The following is a 19,017-nucleotide window of genomic DNA, read 5'->3' on the forward strand; positions in this document are numbered from 1 at the left end:
TGCTCATACAAGCACAGCATGTTACTCATTTTATCGTACATGATCGATCACGTGAAGTCTAATCTTACAGGCTATTCACTTAACAATTCTACAAACTTCTGAACCTGCTTCAATTGCATCGCGGTATCATTTGTTAATAACCACGTATCACGCTTTAATGGCAACCCTTCACCGTCCTTAAGTGGAATCCGAAAATATTCTTTATCATTCTCCGTAATGCTGATGGAAGGTAAGATAGCGTAGCCAATCCCATTTAGCGCCATTTGTTTACACGTTTCGATTTGATCAACGACAATTGTTTTCTTTGGAGGCGCAAATGATTGGGTTTGCCACCACTCCTGTATTTCTTGAAAATAAGTAGAGTCACTTTTAAATTGAATAAATGGTTTTTCTGTTTCTCGCAATTCTTCCATTGATTTAATGGACGTATCGACCAAATAGAGCTCATCTGAAATCAAATACTGACTTCTCCCTCTCCAATCGGGCTTCCCACGAATAATTCCAATATGAATATCATCTTCGTACAAGTACCGTAATATGTCACTACTCCATCCTGTAACTAGGGATATTTTGACACTGGGATAGTGCTCAACAAATTTCTTTAGCACCGCTGGAAGCCAGTATTGTCCGATAATAGATGCTACCGCTAGTTTCAGCGTTCCATGAACTTCTGAGCTTAGCGCTGTTAATGCTTCAAATACTTTTTCTTCTCTACGAATCGTATCATTAGCAAAAGCGATAATCCGTTCACCCGCAGGTGTAATCGTTAATCCTTTTTGAGAACGAAGGAAAATCGGTACCCCCCATGCCTTTTCGATCGATTGAAGGCGTTGACTTAGCGCCGGCTGAGATACATAAAGTCGCTCAGCCGCTCTTCGCATATTCGCTTCCTCTGCTAAAATCGAAAGAACCTGATATTCTGAGCTCATTAAATGGCCCCCTTTTCTTATAACTCTTCATTTCATCATAAGGAAATCTTATTGTAATTCATCATTATAATCTAATTTCATTATGGATTAAAGAAGACTATACTATGACATGAGATATTTTTGATGGAGATGATCATATGGAATGGCTTTTCTTATTTGGCATTGGTCTTATTGCCACATTTGTTGGCACCTTGTCTGGCAGCGGAGGACTTATTAACTTTCCCTCGATGATGTTACTCGGTCTTCCCATTCATTCAATTATTTCAGCAAACAAGTTTTCAAATATGCTTAGTTCATTTTCTAGCTTTTTTGTTTTATTAAAGAGGAAAGAACTCTCTATGAAAGAAGCACTGAAAACAGGACCTATCGCTTTAACTGGCGGCGTCCTCGGTGGATTATTTGCCTCGTCACTATCACAACAAGCACTTCAACTATTCGCCGGAGGTATGCTTCTTGTTGCCTTAACATTATCATTTATGAAAAAAAAGGAATCCATTCATTTATCACTTAAGGTTCCTACCAAAGCACTCCCGTTCGTTGGTCTAATTGGATGGTATGATGGTACGTTCGGCCCTGGACAGGCGACACTTCAAATGCACTTATTTCGTCACAGCGGCATCTCCTACCTTGCTTCAATAGGTCTAACACGATTTAATACCTTCTTAAGTTGTACAGGGGCTGTCATGGTCTATTCACTTAGTGGTCACCTTAACATGGCGATCGCGCTCCCACTTGCGGCTGGCTCTATCACTGGAGCACAAATTTCTGTTCGAATGGCCAATAAACTTTCTCTTGTGCAAATAAACTGGTTGCTTCGCTCCATGACCATTTTGTTGATTTTACAAGTATGCTACAGCTTATTTAAAACACCATTTTAGGAGTGATTAACATGGTTATCGATTATATTCGTCTCCACCATATTCAAATTTGTATACCCATCGACCAGGAGGAAATTGCGAGGAATTTCTATATAGGGATACTAGGCTTTGAAGAAATCGAAAAACCGGCTGTTTTAAGAAAAAACGGAGGCTTCTGGTTAAGGGCTGCAGACATCGAATTACACGTTGGGACCGAAAGTACTATTGCTCCAGGGAAAAGACATCCTGCTTTTGAAATTCATAATCTATTAGAAGCGAAGGCACATTTAGAAAAACACCACATCCCGATACAGAAGGAGAAACCAATTGAAGGATACCAGCGTTTTAGCTTTTATGATCCTTTTCAAAACCGGATTGAATTCATTTCACGTATAGGAAAACCCGGCTTATGAGCGAGCCGGGCTTTGTTTCTTATCAGGCTTTGGAATAAAGAGTACTAGCAGAAAGCTTAAGAGTGCCATGACTGCAACTCCTCCATACACCCATTTTAAAGAGGTTGTGAGTCCGTTCTGCAACAAATCAAGAACAGAAGGATCAAGACTGTTACGCTTTGTTTCATCAAGTAATTGATTGGCTGTATTAAGATTCACACCTTCTCCCGAAGAGCGGTTCGTTAAATATTGTTGAAGGCGGCTGTTTAAAATACCGCCAAGTAGCGCAGCACCGACTGCACTTCCAAGCGTTCGCATAAACATATTTGAAGCTGTCGCAATTCCTCGCTGCTTCCAGGAAACTGAGCTTTGGATGGCAACAATAAATGTTGTAGACGTTAACCCCATTCCAACACCAATAAGGAATGAACCAAAACCTGCAAAGATGGGTCCTAATGCTGGCGTCATCAACAGATAGATCACTGAACCGCTAATAAGTGAAATTCCTCCAAGGACTGATGTAATCCTAAATCCGATTTTTATGACGAGTTTCCCTGCTATAGTAGACGCAATCGGCCATCCGATCGACATCGTCGTAAGCGTAAATCCTGCTACAATAGGAGATTTCTCCATTACTCCCTGAACAAAAGTTGGAAGAAAGCTAGATACCCCAATCAAAATCATGCCCGTCGTAAACGTTACTGAATTCGATATGGCGATAACCGGATCGCGCCATATACCAAGAGGCATTAGCGGCTCTTTCGCTTTAAGTTCGACTCTAAAAAAGATCGCCATAGCTACGAATGATGTACTTAGAAGGGTGAGGATAGGTAAGGAAGTCCACTTCCAGTGAACGCCTCCTTCGATCAAGACGACCATCAATGCACTGATCGAAACAAGCAAAAGGATGGCCCCAGAGTAATCAATCGATTTTCGTTCTTTATCAATCGATTCATGAAGCAAGAGAACAATGCCAACTAACGATAGAACTCCGAGAGGAATGTTCATCCAAAATACCCATGACCAATCAATGTACTGAACAAAAATACCGCCTAGAGCCGGGCCTGCAATTGCAGATATTCCCCACACGCTAGCAAGATACCCTTGAATCTTTGCCCGCTCCTCCATCGAATACATATCGCCTACAATCGTAAGCGCTATTGGTTGTACGGCTCCTGCTCCAATACCTTGAATAAGCCTGAAAAGGATAAGTGCCTCCATCGATTCCGCAAATCCACACAATAAAGATCCTATTAAAAAAATGACAATACCGATCGAATAGATCGGCTTCCTACCAAAGAGATCTGAAAGTTTACCGAAGATAAGGACCGTAATCGCAGACATTAATAAATAAGCTGAGAAAACCCAGCTAAACGTCGAGAATCCGCCAAGGTCGCTCACAATACCAGGCATCGCTGTTGAAACGATTGTTCCTTCGATCGCGGCCATGAACATTCCAATAATAATGGCTCCAAGTACGAATGGTCGATTGGTCTCCTTGTTTTGAATACTTAATGTGATTTGATTTGTTAGCGATTTCATTTTATTCATCCCCATATGTAAAAATCCCGGTAATAGTACCGGGATAAATGCTTAAGACTGTCTAACTGATGACTCATGCAAATAACGATTAACAAACTTAAGAAGCGCTCTTCTTGTTAGAATGCCTTTAAAAATATTCTCATCATCGACTACACAAAGAAACGGATGATCAATTGCTAGCTTTAACCCTTTGAAAAAGCCGTCCTTTTCATTAATACAAGGTATTTCTGTATTCATAACTTCTTCAACAACTAATTCACTTAATTTCTCGAATTCAATTCGCTCAATGCCTAGAATCGAATCAAGGATGAGCGGCTGACTAATTAATCCCTTTAGACGATATTCAGTATCTAATACTGGGATAGATGAATAGCCTGATTTAATCAAAATAAGCATCGCGTGCTCCAAAGGATTCGTCAGCTGTACATGTGCTACTTTTTCTGCTGAAATCACAAGATCTTCAATTCCTGTTTCATACAAATTAGGTAATTCCATATGTTTTGCCATTTAAAACGTCCCCTCAAGCATGATTCGCCCTGTAATTATTCTCTAATGAAGGTCTCTTATTATAGTAACATGAATGGGGATTGTCCGTTAACTGTTACTCGATTAATGTTCATAAATCATTTTTCGAGTCATACCTCCATCAACAACTAAATTCTCACCTGTGACAAAATCATTTTCTTCATTCGTTAGGAAGAGACAGGCACGTCCAATATCTGATGGCTTTCCAACTCTTTGGGATGGATGCTGCTCATGATCCATGTCACGTAAAGCCTCATAGTCTTCTACTTCAATCCAACCCGGGCTAATTGAATTGACAGTAATATGATCATCTGCAAGGGACACTGCTAGCGCATGAGAAAGCGCTACGATTCCTCCCTTAGTAGCAGCATATGCTTCACTGTTCGGTTCTGACATCGTCGCTCTCGTTGAGGCAATGTTGACGATTGAGCCACCGTTATTTCTTCTCATAAGATGAGCTGCGGCACGAGACCCTAGAAATACGCTTCGTAAATTGGTGTTGATGACATTATCCCACTCTTCTACACCTAGTTCATCCATATGTTTAAATGCTGTTAGACCAGCATTGTTGATTAAGATATCTAGTCGCCCATACTTCTCTTCAACTTTATGAAAAAGCTGTTTAATGGATTCTGGTTTACTTACATCTGTTAAGATAGTGTCACCATAACCTCCATGCATTAATTTTTCTGTTTCTTTGCAACCTTCTTCATTCACATCGGCAAGAACAACACGATAGCCTTTATCGGCATAAGCAATCGCAACTCCCCTACCGATCCCATGTCCAGCACCTGTTACTACAACGACTTTTTGCATCAAATAACCTCCTAAAACCAGTTTTTACGTTTGAAATAAACGAGCATTAATCCAGTTATGATAATCATGACAATCCAAACGGCTGGATAACTCCATTCCCAACTAAGTTCCGGCATGTTTGTGAAATTCATTCCATAAATTCCTGCTATGAATGTTAACGGAATAAAAATTGTCGAAACAATCGTTAATACTTTCATAATCTCGTTCATTTTCATACTTAAGCTGGAATAGTACACATCTAATAAACCGTAAAGTTGTCCTCGAGAAGTTTCGACCATATCATTTGCTTGTACAATATGATCGTGAATATCCTGCAAATAAAAGGAAATGTCTTCTTTTATGTAAGGGACTTTTCGATTAATTAATTTGTTTACGACTTCTCTAACTGGCCAAACCGTTTTCTTAAGCTGAAGAATAGTATTCTTATATTGATTAATATCTTGCAATGAATGATTATCAGGATCCTCCATGATCATCCCTTCTAACTCAGCTATACGATCGTCCATTTCATCCATAATGATCAGATATTGATCAAAGATTACATCAAGTAAGGAATAGTAAAGAAAATCCGCCCCGCTCTTTCGAATTCTTCCTTTGCTTTCCTGCAGTTGTAAACGAACTGGATCGAATAAGTCGCCGCGCTTTTCCTGAAAAGTGACGACTGTGTTTTCCATCAAAATAAAACTCACCTGTTCGATGTCAAGATCAGTACTTTCAGGTGATAAATCAAGCATCTTTACAATCGAAAGTAAGTGATCTTCAAAAAAGTCTATTTTCGGTCGGTGATCCGTATTTAAAATATCCTCTGTCGTTAAAGGATGAAGTCCTAATTTCTTACTAATCTGATCTACCAACTGAACATTATGTACGCCATTTACATTAATCCAAGCTACTTGATCAGAGTCAATCAATGTCTTTATTTTATCTATCGAAACATCTTCAAACTCTTCCATTCCATTAGAGTCAAATGCGATAGCTGAAACAGTGACTTCCTCCGTTTGCTTATCTCCTATATAAACAAGCGAGCCTGGGGGCATTCCCTTTTTTTGAGTTCGATTTCTTCTAAGTTTTGTACGAATCCCCATTTGATTCCACCTCAATTCTCTTCTAAAATACCCTAATTTAATAAATTGAAAACACGAAAAGTTTTTCAATTATCCTGTTTAGACGCATGTCCAACAATAATTCAGCATAAAAAAAAGCCCATTCACTAGGGCTAAAGCACATCTTCTTTACGAATGATCTCTTCATACTTTTTCCAGAACGTTTCAAGATCAGACTTAGAAGAATCTGTCTTAATAGCATTCCACACAACTATCATAAATAAAGCAAGTCCAAGAAATAAAGCGACTAATGATAATAGTACAGCTACCATCGAATCCCCCCTAAGCGGTTCTTTCCATTTTATGATGGTAAATGCACTAAAATGTTAGAATAAACAGATATTACTTGATTCTTTTTTCTAACTAGGTTATGTTACGAAAAACATCTTTTTCATCAGACAGGTACTTATTATCAAAATTAAAATATAAGGAGGAGCATTATCATGGATCACTCTCGAAAAGATATTAAACAAATTGAAGAAAAGGCTAAAGAAGATCAGCGCCGTGCCGAGAAAGCCAAAAAAGTTGTGAAGGAAGCACAAAAAAGCGCCAATCCACAAAGAGAACACAACGAATTCTCATCGAAATAATAACAAAAGGACGCCTTCCAATTGGAAGGCGTCCTTTTGTTATTGTTCTGTATTCAATTCAATCAGATTGCCATCAGGATCAGAAACAAAAATTTGAGCAAAACCACTTTTACTCGTTGGATTCTCATAAACTTCTATCTTTTTTTCACGCAGCCATTTCAACGTATTATCATAACTATTAACACGAAAAGCGAAATGCCCTTCCCTCGATGACAATGATGTTGAACCCCGAAGCGTATTAGCATCAGGGTATACAATTAAATGAAGCTGTTGTTGACCGATTTGAAACCAGGCGCCTGGAAAGTCAAAATTTGGGCGTTTTATTTCTTTCAAGCATAATATATCTTTATAAAACTTTTTTGCCCGTTCAAGGTCTGTTACCGCCAAACTAACATGATGAATTTGCTGCACTTCAATCAATTTCGTTCCTCCCGCTCTTTACTTCTTGATTCTCTTGATTACTACCTAACTTTTGACTTGAAGGTAAGATAATTCGAAAAACAGTTCCTTCGCCCTCATGGCTAGTAACCTCAATGCGACCGCCGTGTTCCTTAATTACTTTATAGCTTACCATTAATCCTAGCCCAGTTCCTTTTTCTGAAGTTTGATAGTAAGGTTCACCCAGCCGATTAATCAAATGCTTAGGTATTCCCATGCCTTGATCTTCCACTTCCACAATTACTTCTTTTTCCTTATTTTCTAAAAGACTGATTCTAAGTTGACCGCCATGTGGCATGGCTTCAATGCCATTATTCATAATGTTCGTAATGACCTGCTTTATGTGTGAGCTGATACAAACGCACTGAATATCCGTATGACTATAAACTTCAATTATATCAATACTATACTCAGCAGCCTTTTTAGATAGGCGCTCAATTAAATCTCTCATTAGTTGATTCATATGAACCGTTTCGTACGAAACAAACTCTCTTTTGGATAGAAGAAGAAATTCATTTATCGTCTCCTCTAGCTGTTCCATTTCCTCCCCAACTACTTTAAGAAGTTCTTGATTAACTGCTTCATTTCCATCAAGCATTTGAAGAAAACCTTTCACTGTTGATAGCGGGTTTCTAATTTCATGTGCTACCCCTGCCGCAAGATCTCCAAGAACGTGGCTTGTTTCCGTCTTACGCAGATGTTCTTCCGCATCCTTAATCTGAGTCACATCTCGAATAATGACAAGGTGATGCTGAGGATAGATGTGGTAGCTTAATGTAAAACTAAATGTTTGAACGACACCTGTTTGCTCGTTCATTATTTTTCCTTCACCGCTTCTACCTAATTCAGCAGGATGATCCCACACAATATCACATTCTTTTTCTAATGAAGAATAATGCTTATCAACGACCTCATTCTCCTTTAATTGAAATAGGTCGCAAAATGCACCATTAACTTTTACAATAATTCCTTTTTCATTTAGGATAGCCATACCATCTAGAGCTCTTTCAAACAATTGACGAAACCGCTCTTCACTTCGCTTTAGTTCTGAGAACATTTGTTTTCTCTCTGTAATATCACGGTATATGGTTAAATACAAATCTCCATATCCGCTTTTCTTCGTTGTAAACTCAAGCTGTTTCTTTTCTCCGCCGAGCATTGTGAATTGAAGATCGCCTCTAATCTCACCTTGTTCTTCTAACGTTTTTTGAAACGATTTTCCCGCCTTAATATCAACGCCTTCAAGAAAATCAAACAAATTATACGTTTTCATTTCATTTAAACTGACCTTAAAGATCTGACAAGCAGCAGGATTCGCGTCTACGATCATCCGATCTTTGTCCCAAATTAAAATACCATCTAGCGCATTTTCAAAAATGTTCGTGAATTTATCTTTGCTCTCCATCAACTGGTCAAACAATACCTGCTCTTCGGTAACATCGCGAATAATTGATAAATTGTAATCTCGATAAGCTTTATATGTTATCGATAATTCAATGGATTTCCGTTTGCCATTCATAAGGAGAACAGGAAGCTTCTCCACTACATACCCCTTTTCAATCAAATTCTTTCTCATTTCTTCCAATGTTTCAAGCCCCTGAGGTGCAACATGATGTCCAAGTTTCATAGATTGAATCGATTCCATATCAATTTCAAAAATATCACAGCATGCTTGGTTGATTTCAATCAAGTTTCCCTCTTGATTCGAAAGCGTCATGCCGTCTCTAGAATGATTGAAAATGTGATCAAGCTTTCGACTTTTTTCAATCAATTCGAGGTGAAGATCATTCTTTTCCATTTCAGAGCCGGCTTCAAGCATGGAAAATGTTTGCTGATTCGTTTTTTTATATTCCATACGCGGTCTCCTTTTATGTGTAATAGTCTCATTATACCATCTCGGGGCATTGAACATAGTATTTAACTCCTAGACTCATCATTTTACTAGACGAATTAAATAACCTTTTCCTTTATCTTGTAAAACTCTGCCATTTACATATCTTCAGATGAATAGACATGAATGACTACTGAACCTTCGATCACTTTCGCCCTTATAAGAATCGGCTGATTAAGTTCATTTCGAAAGGAAAAATCTGGTCCGTACCAACTCACGGTGGCATCTCTACCAGGTTTCACATATGGAACACTTCTACTATGGGAATAGCGTTCTAAAATATGGACGCCCGCCTGGTCTACTGCATTAAAAAGAGTAGATGACACTTGACAAATTCCCCCACCAATTCCTTCAGATAACTCACCTCTTACAATGATTGGAGCTGGCAAATAGCCCTTCTCTTTTGTTCTTTTTCCAACTGTTCGATTGAAAGAAAACGTTTCTCCTGGGAATATTACAGCATTGTTAATCGCCTCAGCCGCTAACATAATATTCTTCGTTCGCTCCAGATTCCCTTTCCTAAAATAAGTAACAAACCCTCCCACTTGTTTTTTTCTAATGGATGATAAAAGCTCTGCGTTTACTTTTGGGTAAAGAATGGTGAGATCTGGTTGAATCCAAGTTGAACTATTGAGGTATAGACTATGAAGCAAATTCTCTCGAAAAGCGCCTCGATGTAACGTGTATCCATTGACTCCATCGACAATAGCTCCTTGGTTATCAATGTAGGCATTTACTGGAGACTTTGAGATAGCTACATCTACTTCATCCATTAATTCCTCCACCCGATCTGCTTCATAAAAAGGATAACCAAGGTCTTTTGAAAATAACTCTTCTTTCTTAATCTGATAAGTCTGTGCTCCTTTTTGGTGAATCGTTATGTGATGGTTTGAAATCGATGAAAACGCTATGGCCAAAGTTAGAAATAAGTGCACCTTTACCATTCCCCCTTCTGAACTCGATCGTAGTATGCTTCATTTTAGGGATTAATAAAATAGCATACATCAGTATCGCTTGAGCAAAATAACTATGATGACTATACACAAGGGGGGAGCTAATGAAGCGTTTATTCACTTATTTAATTTTATTATGTACGCTAGTCATTCCTACACGCGCTATAGCTGCCGAACCTTTTGATCACCTTCTCCCTATCGATAGTGAAATCAAACTTCTGTCATGGGAAAAAGCAGATGAGCTACTCCCTCGGAAATCGATTTTTACAATGATTGATATTGAAAGCGGGAATTCATTTCAAGTTCAACGGAGAGCTGGTAGTAAACACGCAGATATACAACCGTTAACGAGAGAGGACACAAAGGTTCTAAAAGCGATTTATCAAGAATGGAGTTGGAAACGAAGGGCTGTCATTGTGCTATACGAAGGGAAAATGATTGCTGCTTCCATGAATGGAATGCCTCATGGAGCTGGCGCATTAGATAATGGATTTAACGGACACTTTTGCCTTCACTTCTTAAATAGCACGACTCATCGCACCCCTACACCAGATCCCGCGCATCACTTAATGATTCTAAAAGCAGGAGGACAGTTAGATCGCTATTTAATGAAGCGGACCCCTGAACAGCTCGTTGATGTTCTTATGCTGGCGATCAATAACACAGATGCTTCTTTATTAAGAAGAATTGTTTCTACACCTTTATCTGAGAACGAATTAATCGACCTCTCTCGCTTGTCGTTTACGAAATGGAAAGTGATCAAATCAAATCAAGCTGAACAACAAGTCAAAACCAGAGTCGAAATTTATATAAAAGATGCTGGTGTTATTACAACAACGATTGATTTCACTGCACGACAAGATCCGATCACAAACAAATGGCAACTCGAAATACCAAAATTACTCGAAATTTCAAAAGACTAACAAGGAGTGGCATAAATGGATCGTTTTGAACAAGCTTATGAAGAGTATGTTAAAAATAGTGAGGCATATTATACTCCACCAGAGGCAAATTCCACCCATATTACGGCCGTCCGCAAAAATGAGGATGGAGATTTAATTGCTTTTAAAACAAACACGGGAGAAGAGCTAGATTATATCCAGGCTTTAGACGCTGCAAAGAATGGTCAACTTTCGGGGGTAGATGTATTTCAAAAGTATGGTAGAGAAATTATTCGAAGTGAGCCTGATGGTACGAAAGAAAATAATTTCGATCATTTACCAGAATTTTAAGGATGTCCGATCTCACTCCTCCGTTTACTTCTTGAACCAATGCAAAAAAGCGACACCTCAATGAAGTTGAGGTGCCGCTTGGAATGTTTGATGTATGGTGATCCGTATTGGGCTCGAACCAACGACCTCTACCCTGTCAAGGTAGCGCTCTCCCAACTGAGCTAACGGATCAATTAGGACATTTATAAATATACATGAAGTTCTAAAGAACTGTCAATCCTTTCATGGGAAAATATTAGAAAAAAAGGGCACCGAAACGATGCCCTTTCATTTATCCGATTCGTTCTTCTTTATCTCGCTTTTCACGCTCTTCTTTATCAAGGGATTCCTCTCGATCACGCAGACGATGCGCAAGGCGACTAGATGCATTTGCCGCAATGCTGGCGATGAGATCATCAAGGAAGGTGTGAACACTTTCCCCTACTTTTGTATCAAGCTTTTTGATGATACCAAATTTTTGTTTATCAAGGTGACCGAATGTCGTAACCGCAATACTACCGTAGCCGAATACGGCACCAAGTGCGATTGTTTCATCAACACCAAATAACCCTTCATCCGTCTCCACAATGGATTGAAGTGGTTCAGAAAGCTTTCCTTGTTCCGCTAGCTTATCTAGTTCAATTCCAACCAGAACCGCATGCTGGATTTCTCGTTTTGTGAGAACAGCCTCAACACTTTCGACACAGTCCTCCATGGAAAGGTCATCTACATATGGGGATTGCATTTCGTAAACAATTTCTGCAATATCCTCGATTGTAACGCCACGTTCTTTTATTAGGGCTTTTGCTGCTGCTTCTGTTTCTCTACTATGGATGCGCTTCTTCATAATAAGACCCCTCTCTGTAAACGATAAATAATTATGTGTTAGAATCATTATATCACTAATGTTTTTTACATTGTCAAACAATCAAACTATTTCAACAATTTTACGGGAGGCACTGCAATGAACCGAGGTACATACAAAGATGAAAGCATCTACAGTCACTATTTAAAAGAAGAAATTCCTTTCCAAGTTTATTTACCATATAATTATTCACCACTATACAAATACTCTTTTCTTATCGCTAATGATGGGAGCGATTACTTTAAATTAGGAAGACTTGGCCGCACAGCCGATGAACTAATTGAAGATGACGAAATTGAAGAGCTCATTATTGTAGGGATTCCCTATAAAAGTGTGGAAGATCGCTGGAGAAAATATCACCCAGACGGAGAGCAGTCAGATGATTACCTTCGTTTTCTTGCGAATGAACTTGTTCCTTATTTAGATGAACAGTATGCTACCTACCATCTTGGGTATGGTCGAGGATTAATTGGTGACTCTTTAGCAGCTACAGTCGCTTTGCGCGCTTCTCTTGACTACCCAAGAACGTTCGGTAGGGCTATCCTTCATTCACCATATGTAGATGAGGCGATCATGAATAAGGTAGAGGATTTTGCTGAGCCTGAGTTGCTATCTCTATACCATATTATCGGAACAGAAGAAACAGAAGTACCTACAACAGATGGGAAAACAAAAAATTTCATTAATCCAAACCGTAAATTAAATAAAATTATAAAGGAAAAAGATTTTGATTATTTCTATGATGAATTCGAAGGCGGGCACCTTTGGAAGAACTGGCAACCGGATATGAAACGCTCTCTTTTACACATGTTTAAACTCTAAGTGAGTCAATCGTTTCTTATTTTTGAATTTTTGGTATAATTATAAATGGAACATTATATGACTTGTCGATCAATGGCAATCGAGTATATTAACCAGGAGGGAATGGAATATGAAATACGGCATTGCAATTTTCCCATCGAAAAAACTAGCAGACGTTGCTAACTCCTTTCGAAAACGTTATGATCCGCACTATGCGCTCATTCCACCACATTTGACTTTACGCGAGGGCTTTGATGCAACGGAAGAAGAGATTCAGAAATTAACACCTGTGCTACACAAAATCTCTGATGAGTCTAAACCTTTTTCAATGCATGTTTATAAAGTAGGATCTTTTAATCCTGTTAACAACGTGATTTATTTTAAAGTGAAAGACAATGAAGTTCTTGATGATTTGCATAGAAAGTTAAATCCTGAAGAGGCTCTTTCGGAACGTGACTACAACTTTGTTCCTCACATTACGATCGCACAGAACCTTTCGGATGATGAGCATTCTGATGTATATGGTAGTTTGCAGATGAAAGATGTTAATCACGAAGAAACAATCGATCGCTTCCAGCTCCTTTATCAATTAGAAAATGGTATGTGGACCGTTTATGAAACGTTTCACCTTGGCAAAGTTCGCTAATGGAAGTGAAAGTCGTTCAATCGAAGAAAGAGTTGGATGATGCTTTTCAAGTAAGACAGACTGTTTTCGTTGAAGAGCAAAAAGTACCAGCTGAATTAGAAATTGATGAGCACGAGAAACACGCTTATCACTTTGTAGCTTACGATGATCACCAACCTACAGCTGCTGGTCGTTTTAGAGTATTAGATCATATAGCTAAAGTTGAACGAATCTGTGTGCTAAGGGACTATCGTAAAACAGGTCTCGGACAGATTCTAATGAATTCAATTGAAAAACATGCGAGAGAATTAGATCTTAAAGAAATGAAACTCAATGCACAAATGACCGCTGTAGGGTTTTATGAGAAACTTGGATACACAACGGTTTCTGGAGAATTTATGGACGCTGGGATACCTCACGTCACAATGATAAAAGCACTATGACACTGGTTTCTAACCAGTGTCTTTTTGTTTGGACTTTCTTCAATTAATAATGTACCCTCTCTCCAACCTGAATGTTTTTCTTAAATATAATCGTATCAACAAAAAATTAAAAAAAACCAATTAAATCATCCTTTTTCGTGCATGCTAAAATTGATGCAAATTGAATTGGAGATGGTGATCTGTGGGTATTGGATCAATTACGTTAGAGCTTCTCGTTGGCTTTCTAGCTTTACTCGTACTAACAAAGGCACTTGGTAAAACACAGATTACTCAAATCACACCTTTTGACTTTATCTCATCACTCGTACTTGGAGAACTTGTAGGAAATGCGATTTACGACAAAGAAGTCAATATATTATCGATTATCTATGCAGTCTTACTATGGGGTGTATTAATTTATATTGTGGAATGGATTACACAGAAATTCAGAGGTACGAGAAGCATTCTAGAAGGAAATCCTTCTATTGTGATCAGTCATGGAAAAATTAATCGGCGTCAACTTCAAAAAAACAAATTAGATATCAATCAATTACAAAATTTACTTCGACAAAAGGATGTTTTCTCACTTCGAGAAGTTGAATTCGCCATTCTTGAAACGAATGGAAGTATTAGTGTATTAAAGAAATCAGATTATCAGCAGCCGACAAAACAAGACTTTGATCTTAAACCAAAACAGGGTTATTTATCAGTTGATATTATTTCGGATGGGAAAATCGACTGGGGAAACCTTCATGATGCTGGTTTCAATGAGGAATGGTTGAATAAAATTCTTAAGGAGCATAACATCGATCATGCTGAAGATTTATTAATATTGGAGTGGCAACAGGATACAGGTGTATTTCTACAAAAAATTGATAAGGATTAGGTGATCTATTCTCCCAATCCTTACCCGAATTGTAAATAACGTACATCCTTAATCATATGGATCATTGTGATAGGTAAATGAGGTGTTTATGGAAAGAACCACAATCATCTACCTCATCCGTATATTTATTATTCTTGCCATTGGATCAATTTTGGATTAGGGTCAAGAATACTTTCATACTGCCCTCTTTTTCCATATACAGCTTCCGGATCTAGTTTAAGATACCGGTTGTATTTTTCTGCTCGCAGTTCTGCTGTAGACCATCCTAAATGCTTAATTCTTAAACAAGATAAGCTATTGGGAAGCTGAAAAATATTCTCAGGATATCTTCCACAATGCTGTTTCTGTTCTTTCCATTTATAAGTGAAATCGTTTTTGTATCTTAATAAAAAGGGACGATAAAGATGGTGAGCATTCCATTGTTCATCTTCTCGATAGTTTTTTCCGTCCCACATATCATAAATCCGGAAAGAAAACAGATCAAACTCTTCTTGGTTTGTTAGCGCTCTAAGTTGTTGAGCGACGCCGTCCTCAAACATCTCATCAGCATCCATGTTCAGAATCCAGTCAGGATTTGTTTCAATTGTTTTCTCCCATTGCTGTTTACGGAGAGTAATTTCATTTGAAAATTTGGATTCGCTATTATGAATAATGGTTAACGGAATATCCTCTAGTATTTTTTTGCAAATTCTAACTGAATTGTCCGTGCTTCCATCGTCTATGATTACAGCCTCATCAATATAATCCAGGTGCTTTCTTAATACTTTTTCTAAGTATTTTCCCTCTTCATTTTTAATAACCATAGACAACGTAATTCGTGGTTTTTGAGAAGTTTTCACTTTCTTATCCGCTACAGGCAATTCAATCACGTCAGCTTCCAAGTAATCATTTACACCTTCAAGGTCCGATCGCCGATATAGATGATAAGGAGGATAATGAGTGTCCGCCCATAAAGAAAGACCTAGCGCACCCGCTCGAATACAAAAATGACGATCCTCTCCCCAAAATGTTAAATTCGGGATCTTTTTGAAGCATACCCCTTTTTCAAGCGCATTCCTTGAAATCAATGTGCATGCACCAAGCCCGCCTACTTCATAAACACCTGGTTGCCTTAATTGATTGATGAAATCACGATATCGCTGTCCTTCTTCTGAATCGTTTAGCTCTTCACCAGGTTTTTTTTCAAATTGAGTGTACTCGTCAGTAAGCCATACTTGAGGTTGTTCCATCGCTTCAGGCTGCCATCTAGTCCAGAATACCTCGGATATAATATCTTTCTGTTGTGCAACTAAATGTTGAATCGTTTCCTTTTGTAAGACAAGGTCTGAATCCACTAGAAAGATATAATCAAATTTATGTTCTTTTGCATGTTCAATCATTGCATCCTTAAATTGAGCGACCTTCCATACAAGGCTCTCATTCCAATAATGTGTCATCTGATTTTTTCGGTATTCTTCTTCAGAATCAATATCCTTAATCATCACTTCCTGCATTTCCTTTTGAAAATCCTTTAACAATAACGTTGATTTCTTATCCTTATTGTCGTTAATAAAATAATAATAAAATGATAACCCTTCTTGATTTAGCCGTTTCAATGACTTCAGAAAACACCTTAGAATCTCAGGATCTTGCCGAATCGGGCTTGCTATTAAAACCTTCTTTTTAACTGAAAGAAGCCTTTTTTCAAGATACTGTTTATTCTGCACATATTTAGAGTCACCTGGTCGAGTAACTCCCGCCATTTCATTATAGTAATAAGCAGTCTCATAATCTCCAAGAACATCATAGCAAACACAAAGTTGAATATACGGAATCCAATTTGAATAGAAACGCTTTTGGGTACCTAAATTATCTTCTTGAATGGTTGTTTTCGTAGCCAATTTATACCAAAATATAGCAGGTTGATAATCCTTCTTTTCAAAGAAATAATTGGCTACCTTACAGCAAAATTCAGGTCTTGGTGTAGTATAAGAAAAAGAATGAAGGATAGAGCGCAAACTGTCTGCCTTCTTACCAAGGGCAGCATAACAGTCAGCAAGCTTTGCACACGTAGCCACATTGTCTTCTATCCAGCCTTTTTGTCCTTCCAAAAATTTCTCATAATACTCAATTGCCGTTTCGAATTCGCTATGGTCTTTAAGCTCATTAGCAAAATAATACATATCTCTAGGAGTAAATTGTTCTTCACGTTCTAGCCTTTCTTTATAGATCGTTATATTTCTAGTTGCATCATGATGGATGGGATTATGAAGAACAGAAATCTCACTGTTGATTATATTACCACCAACTTCTAAATACTCATGAACTGCCCCGACCCACTTGAAATGACGCTCTCGCCTTACTAGACGATTTCGCATCAAACTCGAAGTCACATTCCCAAATTCATCTAAGGAAAGGTTGTAGTGCATCCTTACTGAATCGACAGAGGGATCGAGATCGTTCTTCAACTTCTTCAGCTTTTGACGGTCTTCTTCTAGAAAGACATCGTCCGCATCAAGCCATAGAATATAATCCATTGTCGCTTTAGAAAAAGCAAAATTACGAGCCTTCGCAAAATCATTTACCCATTTAAAATCATAAATGTTTGCTTGATAACTTTCAGCAATCTCCTTTGTCTTGTCATCGGATCCTGTATCGATAATATTAATCTCATCAACAATGTCATGAATGGAATGAAGGCATGTCCCTAATACAGCTTCTTCATTTTTTACAATTAAGCATAAACTGATTGAAACCAAATCTCATTCCTCCTAAGAATTAGTATAATTTAATTAATTCAATTGCGTTAAAGGGGAACTTATTACATAAACCCACATTCATTGGAAAAATAACGGGACTCCCATGGCTAACAAAGTATGCAGTAAAGATTTAAACACAACCATGGGAGATCCCGTTCTAGAAAGTTTATACAAGTATTAGAGAACTGCTATTTTTTACTTCACCAACTTTCAGTGAGTAAAAATGTAGCCGTTACTGTCGCTGTACCTCCCTCCAAATTCACTGCAGCTAGCGTAACAATTTCATTCGTTGGGAGGGTGAAATCAATTAATTCATTCATACCTACTACTCTGCTAACCCCAGACCCACCTGATGTTGCTCCTTGAAATACCACTTCACCAGCGGTGTACGTGGTCGCCGTATTATTCACCTCTAAAGCCGTCTCGGTATTTGGTATATTCGTATTAGCAGTAGGGAAATTCCCAAATGAACCGTTAATTGTGCCGCCTATTAAGACCTGATAAGCAACATCTAAAGAAGAAATAACCTGAATTCCTTCCAGACTAATTTGAACAGAATTAGCTCTTCCTGATCCTGCTGGAAACACTGATTTTCTCCTAAATGAAATGAGAGGTGTTAACGTTGCTCCAATTCCACTAACCGTCCTTCTCTCCGATGTAACCCTGTATATTGGATTATATCTCCCCACAATCCCGTATTGTCTCCCACCTACAAAAACGGAAAGTGCTGATGAAGTACCATCGTTATCGACCTGCGCTCTTAGTGGAAGATTGGGATCAACAAAACTTGTTTCTCCGGTTGGAGAGTATCTGTGAACCGTAATAACTTCTTGTGCAAGGGTAGTGGGATCTGGCAATACGACTCTAAATTCAATAACTCCATATCCATACCATGTAAAAAAAATTTGAAAGATGTTCCCTTTACTTAGCGAAAGAGTTGCTCCACTAGGACCGCTTCCATCTAATGGATCAACATTCCAGGATGATTGATTAATAACCGTATCGACTCCACCTCTTCTAACAGCTACAAATGTATCTGTTGCATTCCGACCAAAGTAACCCCCGTTCTGATCATCAAACAACCCCCACCTTGTAACTTGTGTACCTGTTGGAAGACTGGGAAGACGGATTCCTATCCCCGCCTCACCAGCATACCCGGGTTCATACCTTCCTCTTAATGCACTATCCAGTGTAGCCGCGTCAGTGCCGCCAGTAGAAGTACTGACGCTATATTCAGTTGCATCATTTGTAACGGTTCCCCCGCCAGTCGTAGTCACAATATCTCTTATAGCAGAAACACCATAAACGGATGTCAATTCTACGATTGGCGTCCTTTCTGCAATTCGAAGCTCATCAAATTGTGAACTAACATTTGGGCCAATGTTAGTAATGTTTATATCCGCCAAAATCAACCCTCCATTCTCTGCAAGTCC

General features: G+C 38.5%; 21 protein-coding genes and 1 tRNA gene. 9 read left to right on the forward strand and 13 right to left on the reverse strand.

Annotation, left to right across the window (positions count from 1 at the left end; translation table 11 throughout):
- Positions 1–71: 71 nt before the first annotated feature.
- Positions 72–929, reverse strand: a complete 858-nt coding sequence (locus tag ABVF21_RS03595; protein ID WP_194221254.1) for a LysR family transcriptional regulator — start codon at positions 927–929, stop codon at positions 72–74.
- A gap of 137 nt (positions 930–1,066) precedes the next feature.
- Between ABVF21_RS03595 and ABVF21_RS03600 the strand changes: the two genes are divergently transcribed.
- Both ABVF21_RS03600 and ABVF21_RS03605 read left to right on the forward strand, forming a co-directional pair.
- A complete protein-coding gene (locus tag ABVF21_RS03600; RefSeq protein ID WP_371017496.1) occupies positions 1,067–1,807 on the forward strand; it encodes a sulfite exporter TauE/SafE family protein in 741 nt (246 codons plus the stop codon).
- A gap of 11 nt (positions 1,808–1,818) precedes the next feature.
- Positions 1,819–2,199 (forward strand): VOC family protein, encoded by a 381-nt coding sequence (locus ABVF21_RS03605; protein ID WP_303534899.1) that lies wholly within the window; start codon positions 1,819–1,821, stop codon positions 2,197–2,199.
- On the opposite strand, the gene ABVF21_RS03610 is transcribed toward ABVF21_RS03605, so the two are convergent.
- The 5 genes from ABVF21_RS03610 to ABVF21_RS03630 all read right to left on the reverse strand — a co-directional run bounded on the left by ABVF21_RS03610 (position 2,194) and on the right by ABVF21_RS03630 (position 6,436).
- Positions 2,194–3,720: an MDR family MFS transporter gene (locus ABVF21_RS03610; protein WP_303534897.1), complete on the reverse strand. Its 1,527-nt coding sequence runs from the start codon at positions 3,718–3,720 to the stop codon at positions 2,194–2,196. The two genes, ABVF21_RS03605 and ABVF21_RS03610, sit on opposite strands and share 6 nt — an antisense overlap.
- 51 nt (positions 3,721–3,771) lie before the next feature.
- Positions 3,772–4,227 carry a cyclic-di-AMP-binding protein CbpB gene (gene cbpB / locus ABVF21_RS03615; protein ID WP_194221250.1) on the reverse strand — a complete coding sequence of 152 codons (456 nt, stop codon included), beginning with the start codon at positions 4,225–4,227 and terminating at the stop codon, positions 3,772–3,774.
- A gap of 102 nt (positions 4,228–4,329) precedes the next feature.
- Positions 4,330–5,061 (reverse strand): SDR family NAD(P)-dependent oxidoreductase, encoded by a 732-nt coding sequence (locus tag ABVF21_RS03620; protein ID WP_371017497.1) that lies wholly within the window; start codon positions 5,059–5,061, stop codon positions 4,330–4,332.
- A gap of 11 nt (positions 5,062–5,072) precedes the next feature.
- Positions 5,073–6,146 (reverse strand): magnesium/cobalt transporter CorA, encoded by a 1,074-nt coding sequence (gene corA / locus ABVF21_RS03625; protein ID WP_371017498.1) that lies wholly within the window; start codon positions 6,144–6,146, stop codon positions 5,073–5,075.
- Positions 6,147–6,277: 131 nt separating this feature from the next.
- Positions 6,278–6,436: a hypothetical protein gene (locus ABVF21_RS03630; protein WP_303534889.1), complete on the reverse strand. Its 159-nt coding sequence runs from the start codon at positions 6,434–6,436 to the stop codon at positions 6,278–6,280.
- A gap of 171 nt (positions 6,437–6,607) precedes the next feature.
- Here ABVF21_RS03630 and ABVF21_RS03635 point away from each other — a divergent pair, with 171 nt between their 5' ends.
- Positions 6,608–6,754 carry a hypothetical protein gene (locus ABVF21_RS03635; RefSeq protein ID WP_194221246.1) on the forward strand — a complete coding sequence of 49 codons (147 nt, stop codon included), beginning with the start codon at positions 6,608–6,610 and terminating at the stop codon, positions 6,752–6,754.
- 39 nt (positions 6,755–6,793) lie between these two features.
- Here ABVF21_RS03635 and ABVF21_RS03640 read toward each other — a convergent pair whose 3' ends face one another.
- From ABVF21_RS03640 to ABVF21_RS03650, 3 genes are all read right to left on the reverse strand, one after another.
- A complete protein-coding gene (locus ABVF21_RS03640) occupies positions 6,794–7,165 on the reverse strand; it encodes a VOC family protein (RefSeq protein ID WP_308809530.1) in 372 nt (123 codons plus the stop codon).
- A gap of 1 nt (position 7,166) precedes the next feature.
- The gene (locus ABVF21_RS03645) at positions 7,167–9,047 is read right to left on the reverse strand and encodes a PAS domain S-box protein (RefSeq protein ID WP_371017499.1); all 1,881 of its coding nucleotides are present in this window, start codon (positions 9,045–9,047) and stop codon (positions 7,167–7,169) included.
- A 134-nt stretch (positions 9,048–9,181) separates the two neighbouring features.
- The gene (locus ABVF21_RS03650; protein ID WP_371017500.1) at positions 9,182–10,018 is read right to left on the reverse strand and encodes a VanW family protein; all 837 of its coding nucleotides are present in this window, start codon (positions 10,016–10,018) and stop codon (positions 9,182–9,184) included.
- 122 nt (positions 10,019–10,140) lie between these two features.
- Between ABVF21_RS03650 and ABVF21_RS03655 the strand changes: the two genes are divergently transcribed.
- Both ABVF21_RS03655 and ABVF21_RS03660 read left to right on the forward strand, forming a co-directional pair.
- Positions 10,141–10,959, forward strand: a complete 819-nt coding sequence (locus tag ABVF21_RS03655; RefSeq protein ID WP_371017501.1) for a hypothetical protein — start codon at positions 10,141–10,143, stop codon at positions 10,957–10,959.
- A gap of 15 nt (positions 10,960–10,974) precedes the next feature.
- Positions 10,975–11,268, forward strand: coding sequence for a DUF3892 domain-containing protein (locus ABVF21_RS03660; protein ID WP_371017502.1), 294 nt, complete (start codon positions 10,975–10,977; stop codon positions 11,266–11,268).
- A gap of 95 nt (positions 11,269–11,363) precedes the next feature.
- On the opposite strand, the gene ABVF21_RS03665 is transcribed toward ABVF21_RS03660, so the two are convergent.
- Both ABVF21_RS03665 and ABVF21_RS03670 read right to left on the reverse strand, forming a co-directional pair.
- Positions 11,364–11,439 (reverse strand) — tRNA-Val (locus ABVF21_RS03665).
- Positions 11,440–11,539: 100 nt separating this feature from the next.
- Positions 11,540–12,094 carry a phosphatidylglycerophosphatase A family protein gene (locus ABVF21_RS03670; RefSeq protein WP_371017503.1) on the reverse strand — a complete coding sequence of 185 codons (555 nt, stop codon included), beginning with the start codon at positions 12,092–12,094 and terminating at the stop codon, positions 11,540–11,542.
- Between the two features lie 117 nt (positions 12,095–12,211).
- Between ABVF21_RS03670 and ABVF21_RS03675 the strand changes: the two genes are divergently transcribed.
- From ABVF21_RS03675 to ABVF21_RS03690, 4 genes are all read left to right on the forward strand, one after another.
- Positions 12,212–12,934: an alpha/beta hydrolase gene (locus ABVF21_RS03675; protein WP_371017504.1), complete on the forward strand. Its 723-nt coding sequence runs from the start codon at positions 12,212–12,214 to the stop codon at positions 12,932–12,934.
- 109 nt (positions 12,935–13,043) lie between these two features.
- Positions 13,044–13,559: a YjcG family protein gene (locus ABVF21_RS03680; RefSeq protein ID WP_194221238.1), complete on the forward strand. Its 516-nt coding sequence runs from the start codon at positions 13,044–13,046 to the stop codon at positions 13,557–13,559.
- Complete coding sequence (locus tag ABVF21_RS03685; RefSeq protein WP_194221237.1) at positions 13,559–13,981, forward strand: GNAT family N-acetyltransferase; 423 nt, start codon at positions 13,559–13,561, stop codon at positions 13,979–13,981. Before ABVF21_RS03680 ends, ABVF21_RS03685 begins: the two co-directional genes overlap by 1 nt.
- A gap of 181 nt (positions 13,982–14,162) precedes the next feature.
- Positions 14,163–14,846 carry a DUF421 domain-containing protein gene (locus ABVF21_RS03690; RefSeq protein WP_371017505.1) on the forward strand — a complete coding sequence of 228 codons (684 nt, stop codon included), beginning with the start codon at positions 14,163–14,165 and terminating at the stop codon, positions 14,844–14,846.
- A 128-nt stretch (positions 14,847–14,974) separates the two neighbouring features.
- Here ABVF21_RS03690 and ABVF21_RS03695 read toward each other — a convergent pair whose 3' ends face one another.
- Positions 14,975–17,584: a glycosyltransferase gene (locus ABVF21_RS03695; protein ID WP_371017506.1), complete on the reverse strand. Its 2,610-nt coding sequence runs from the start codon at positions 17,582–17,584 to the stop codon at positions 14,975–14,977.
- A 200-nt stretch (positions 17,585–17,784) separates the two neighbouring features.
- Positions 17,785–18,990 carry a hypothetical protein gene (locus ABVF21_RS03700; protein ID WP_371017507.1) on the reverse strand — a complete coding sequence of 402 codons (1,206 nt, stop codon included), beginning with the start codon at positions 18,988–18,990 and terminating at the stop codon, positions 17,785–17,787.
- Positions 18,991–19,017: the final 27 nt, after the last annotated feature.

This window comes from Pseudalkalibacillus sp. JSM 102089, assembly GCF_041366475.1.
Classification (GTDB): Bacteria; Bacillota; Bacilli; order Bacillales; family Guptibacillaceae; genus Guptibacillus; species Guptibacillus hwajinpoensis_B.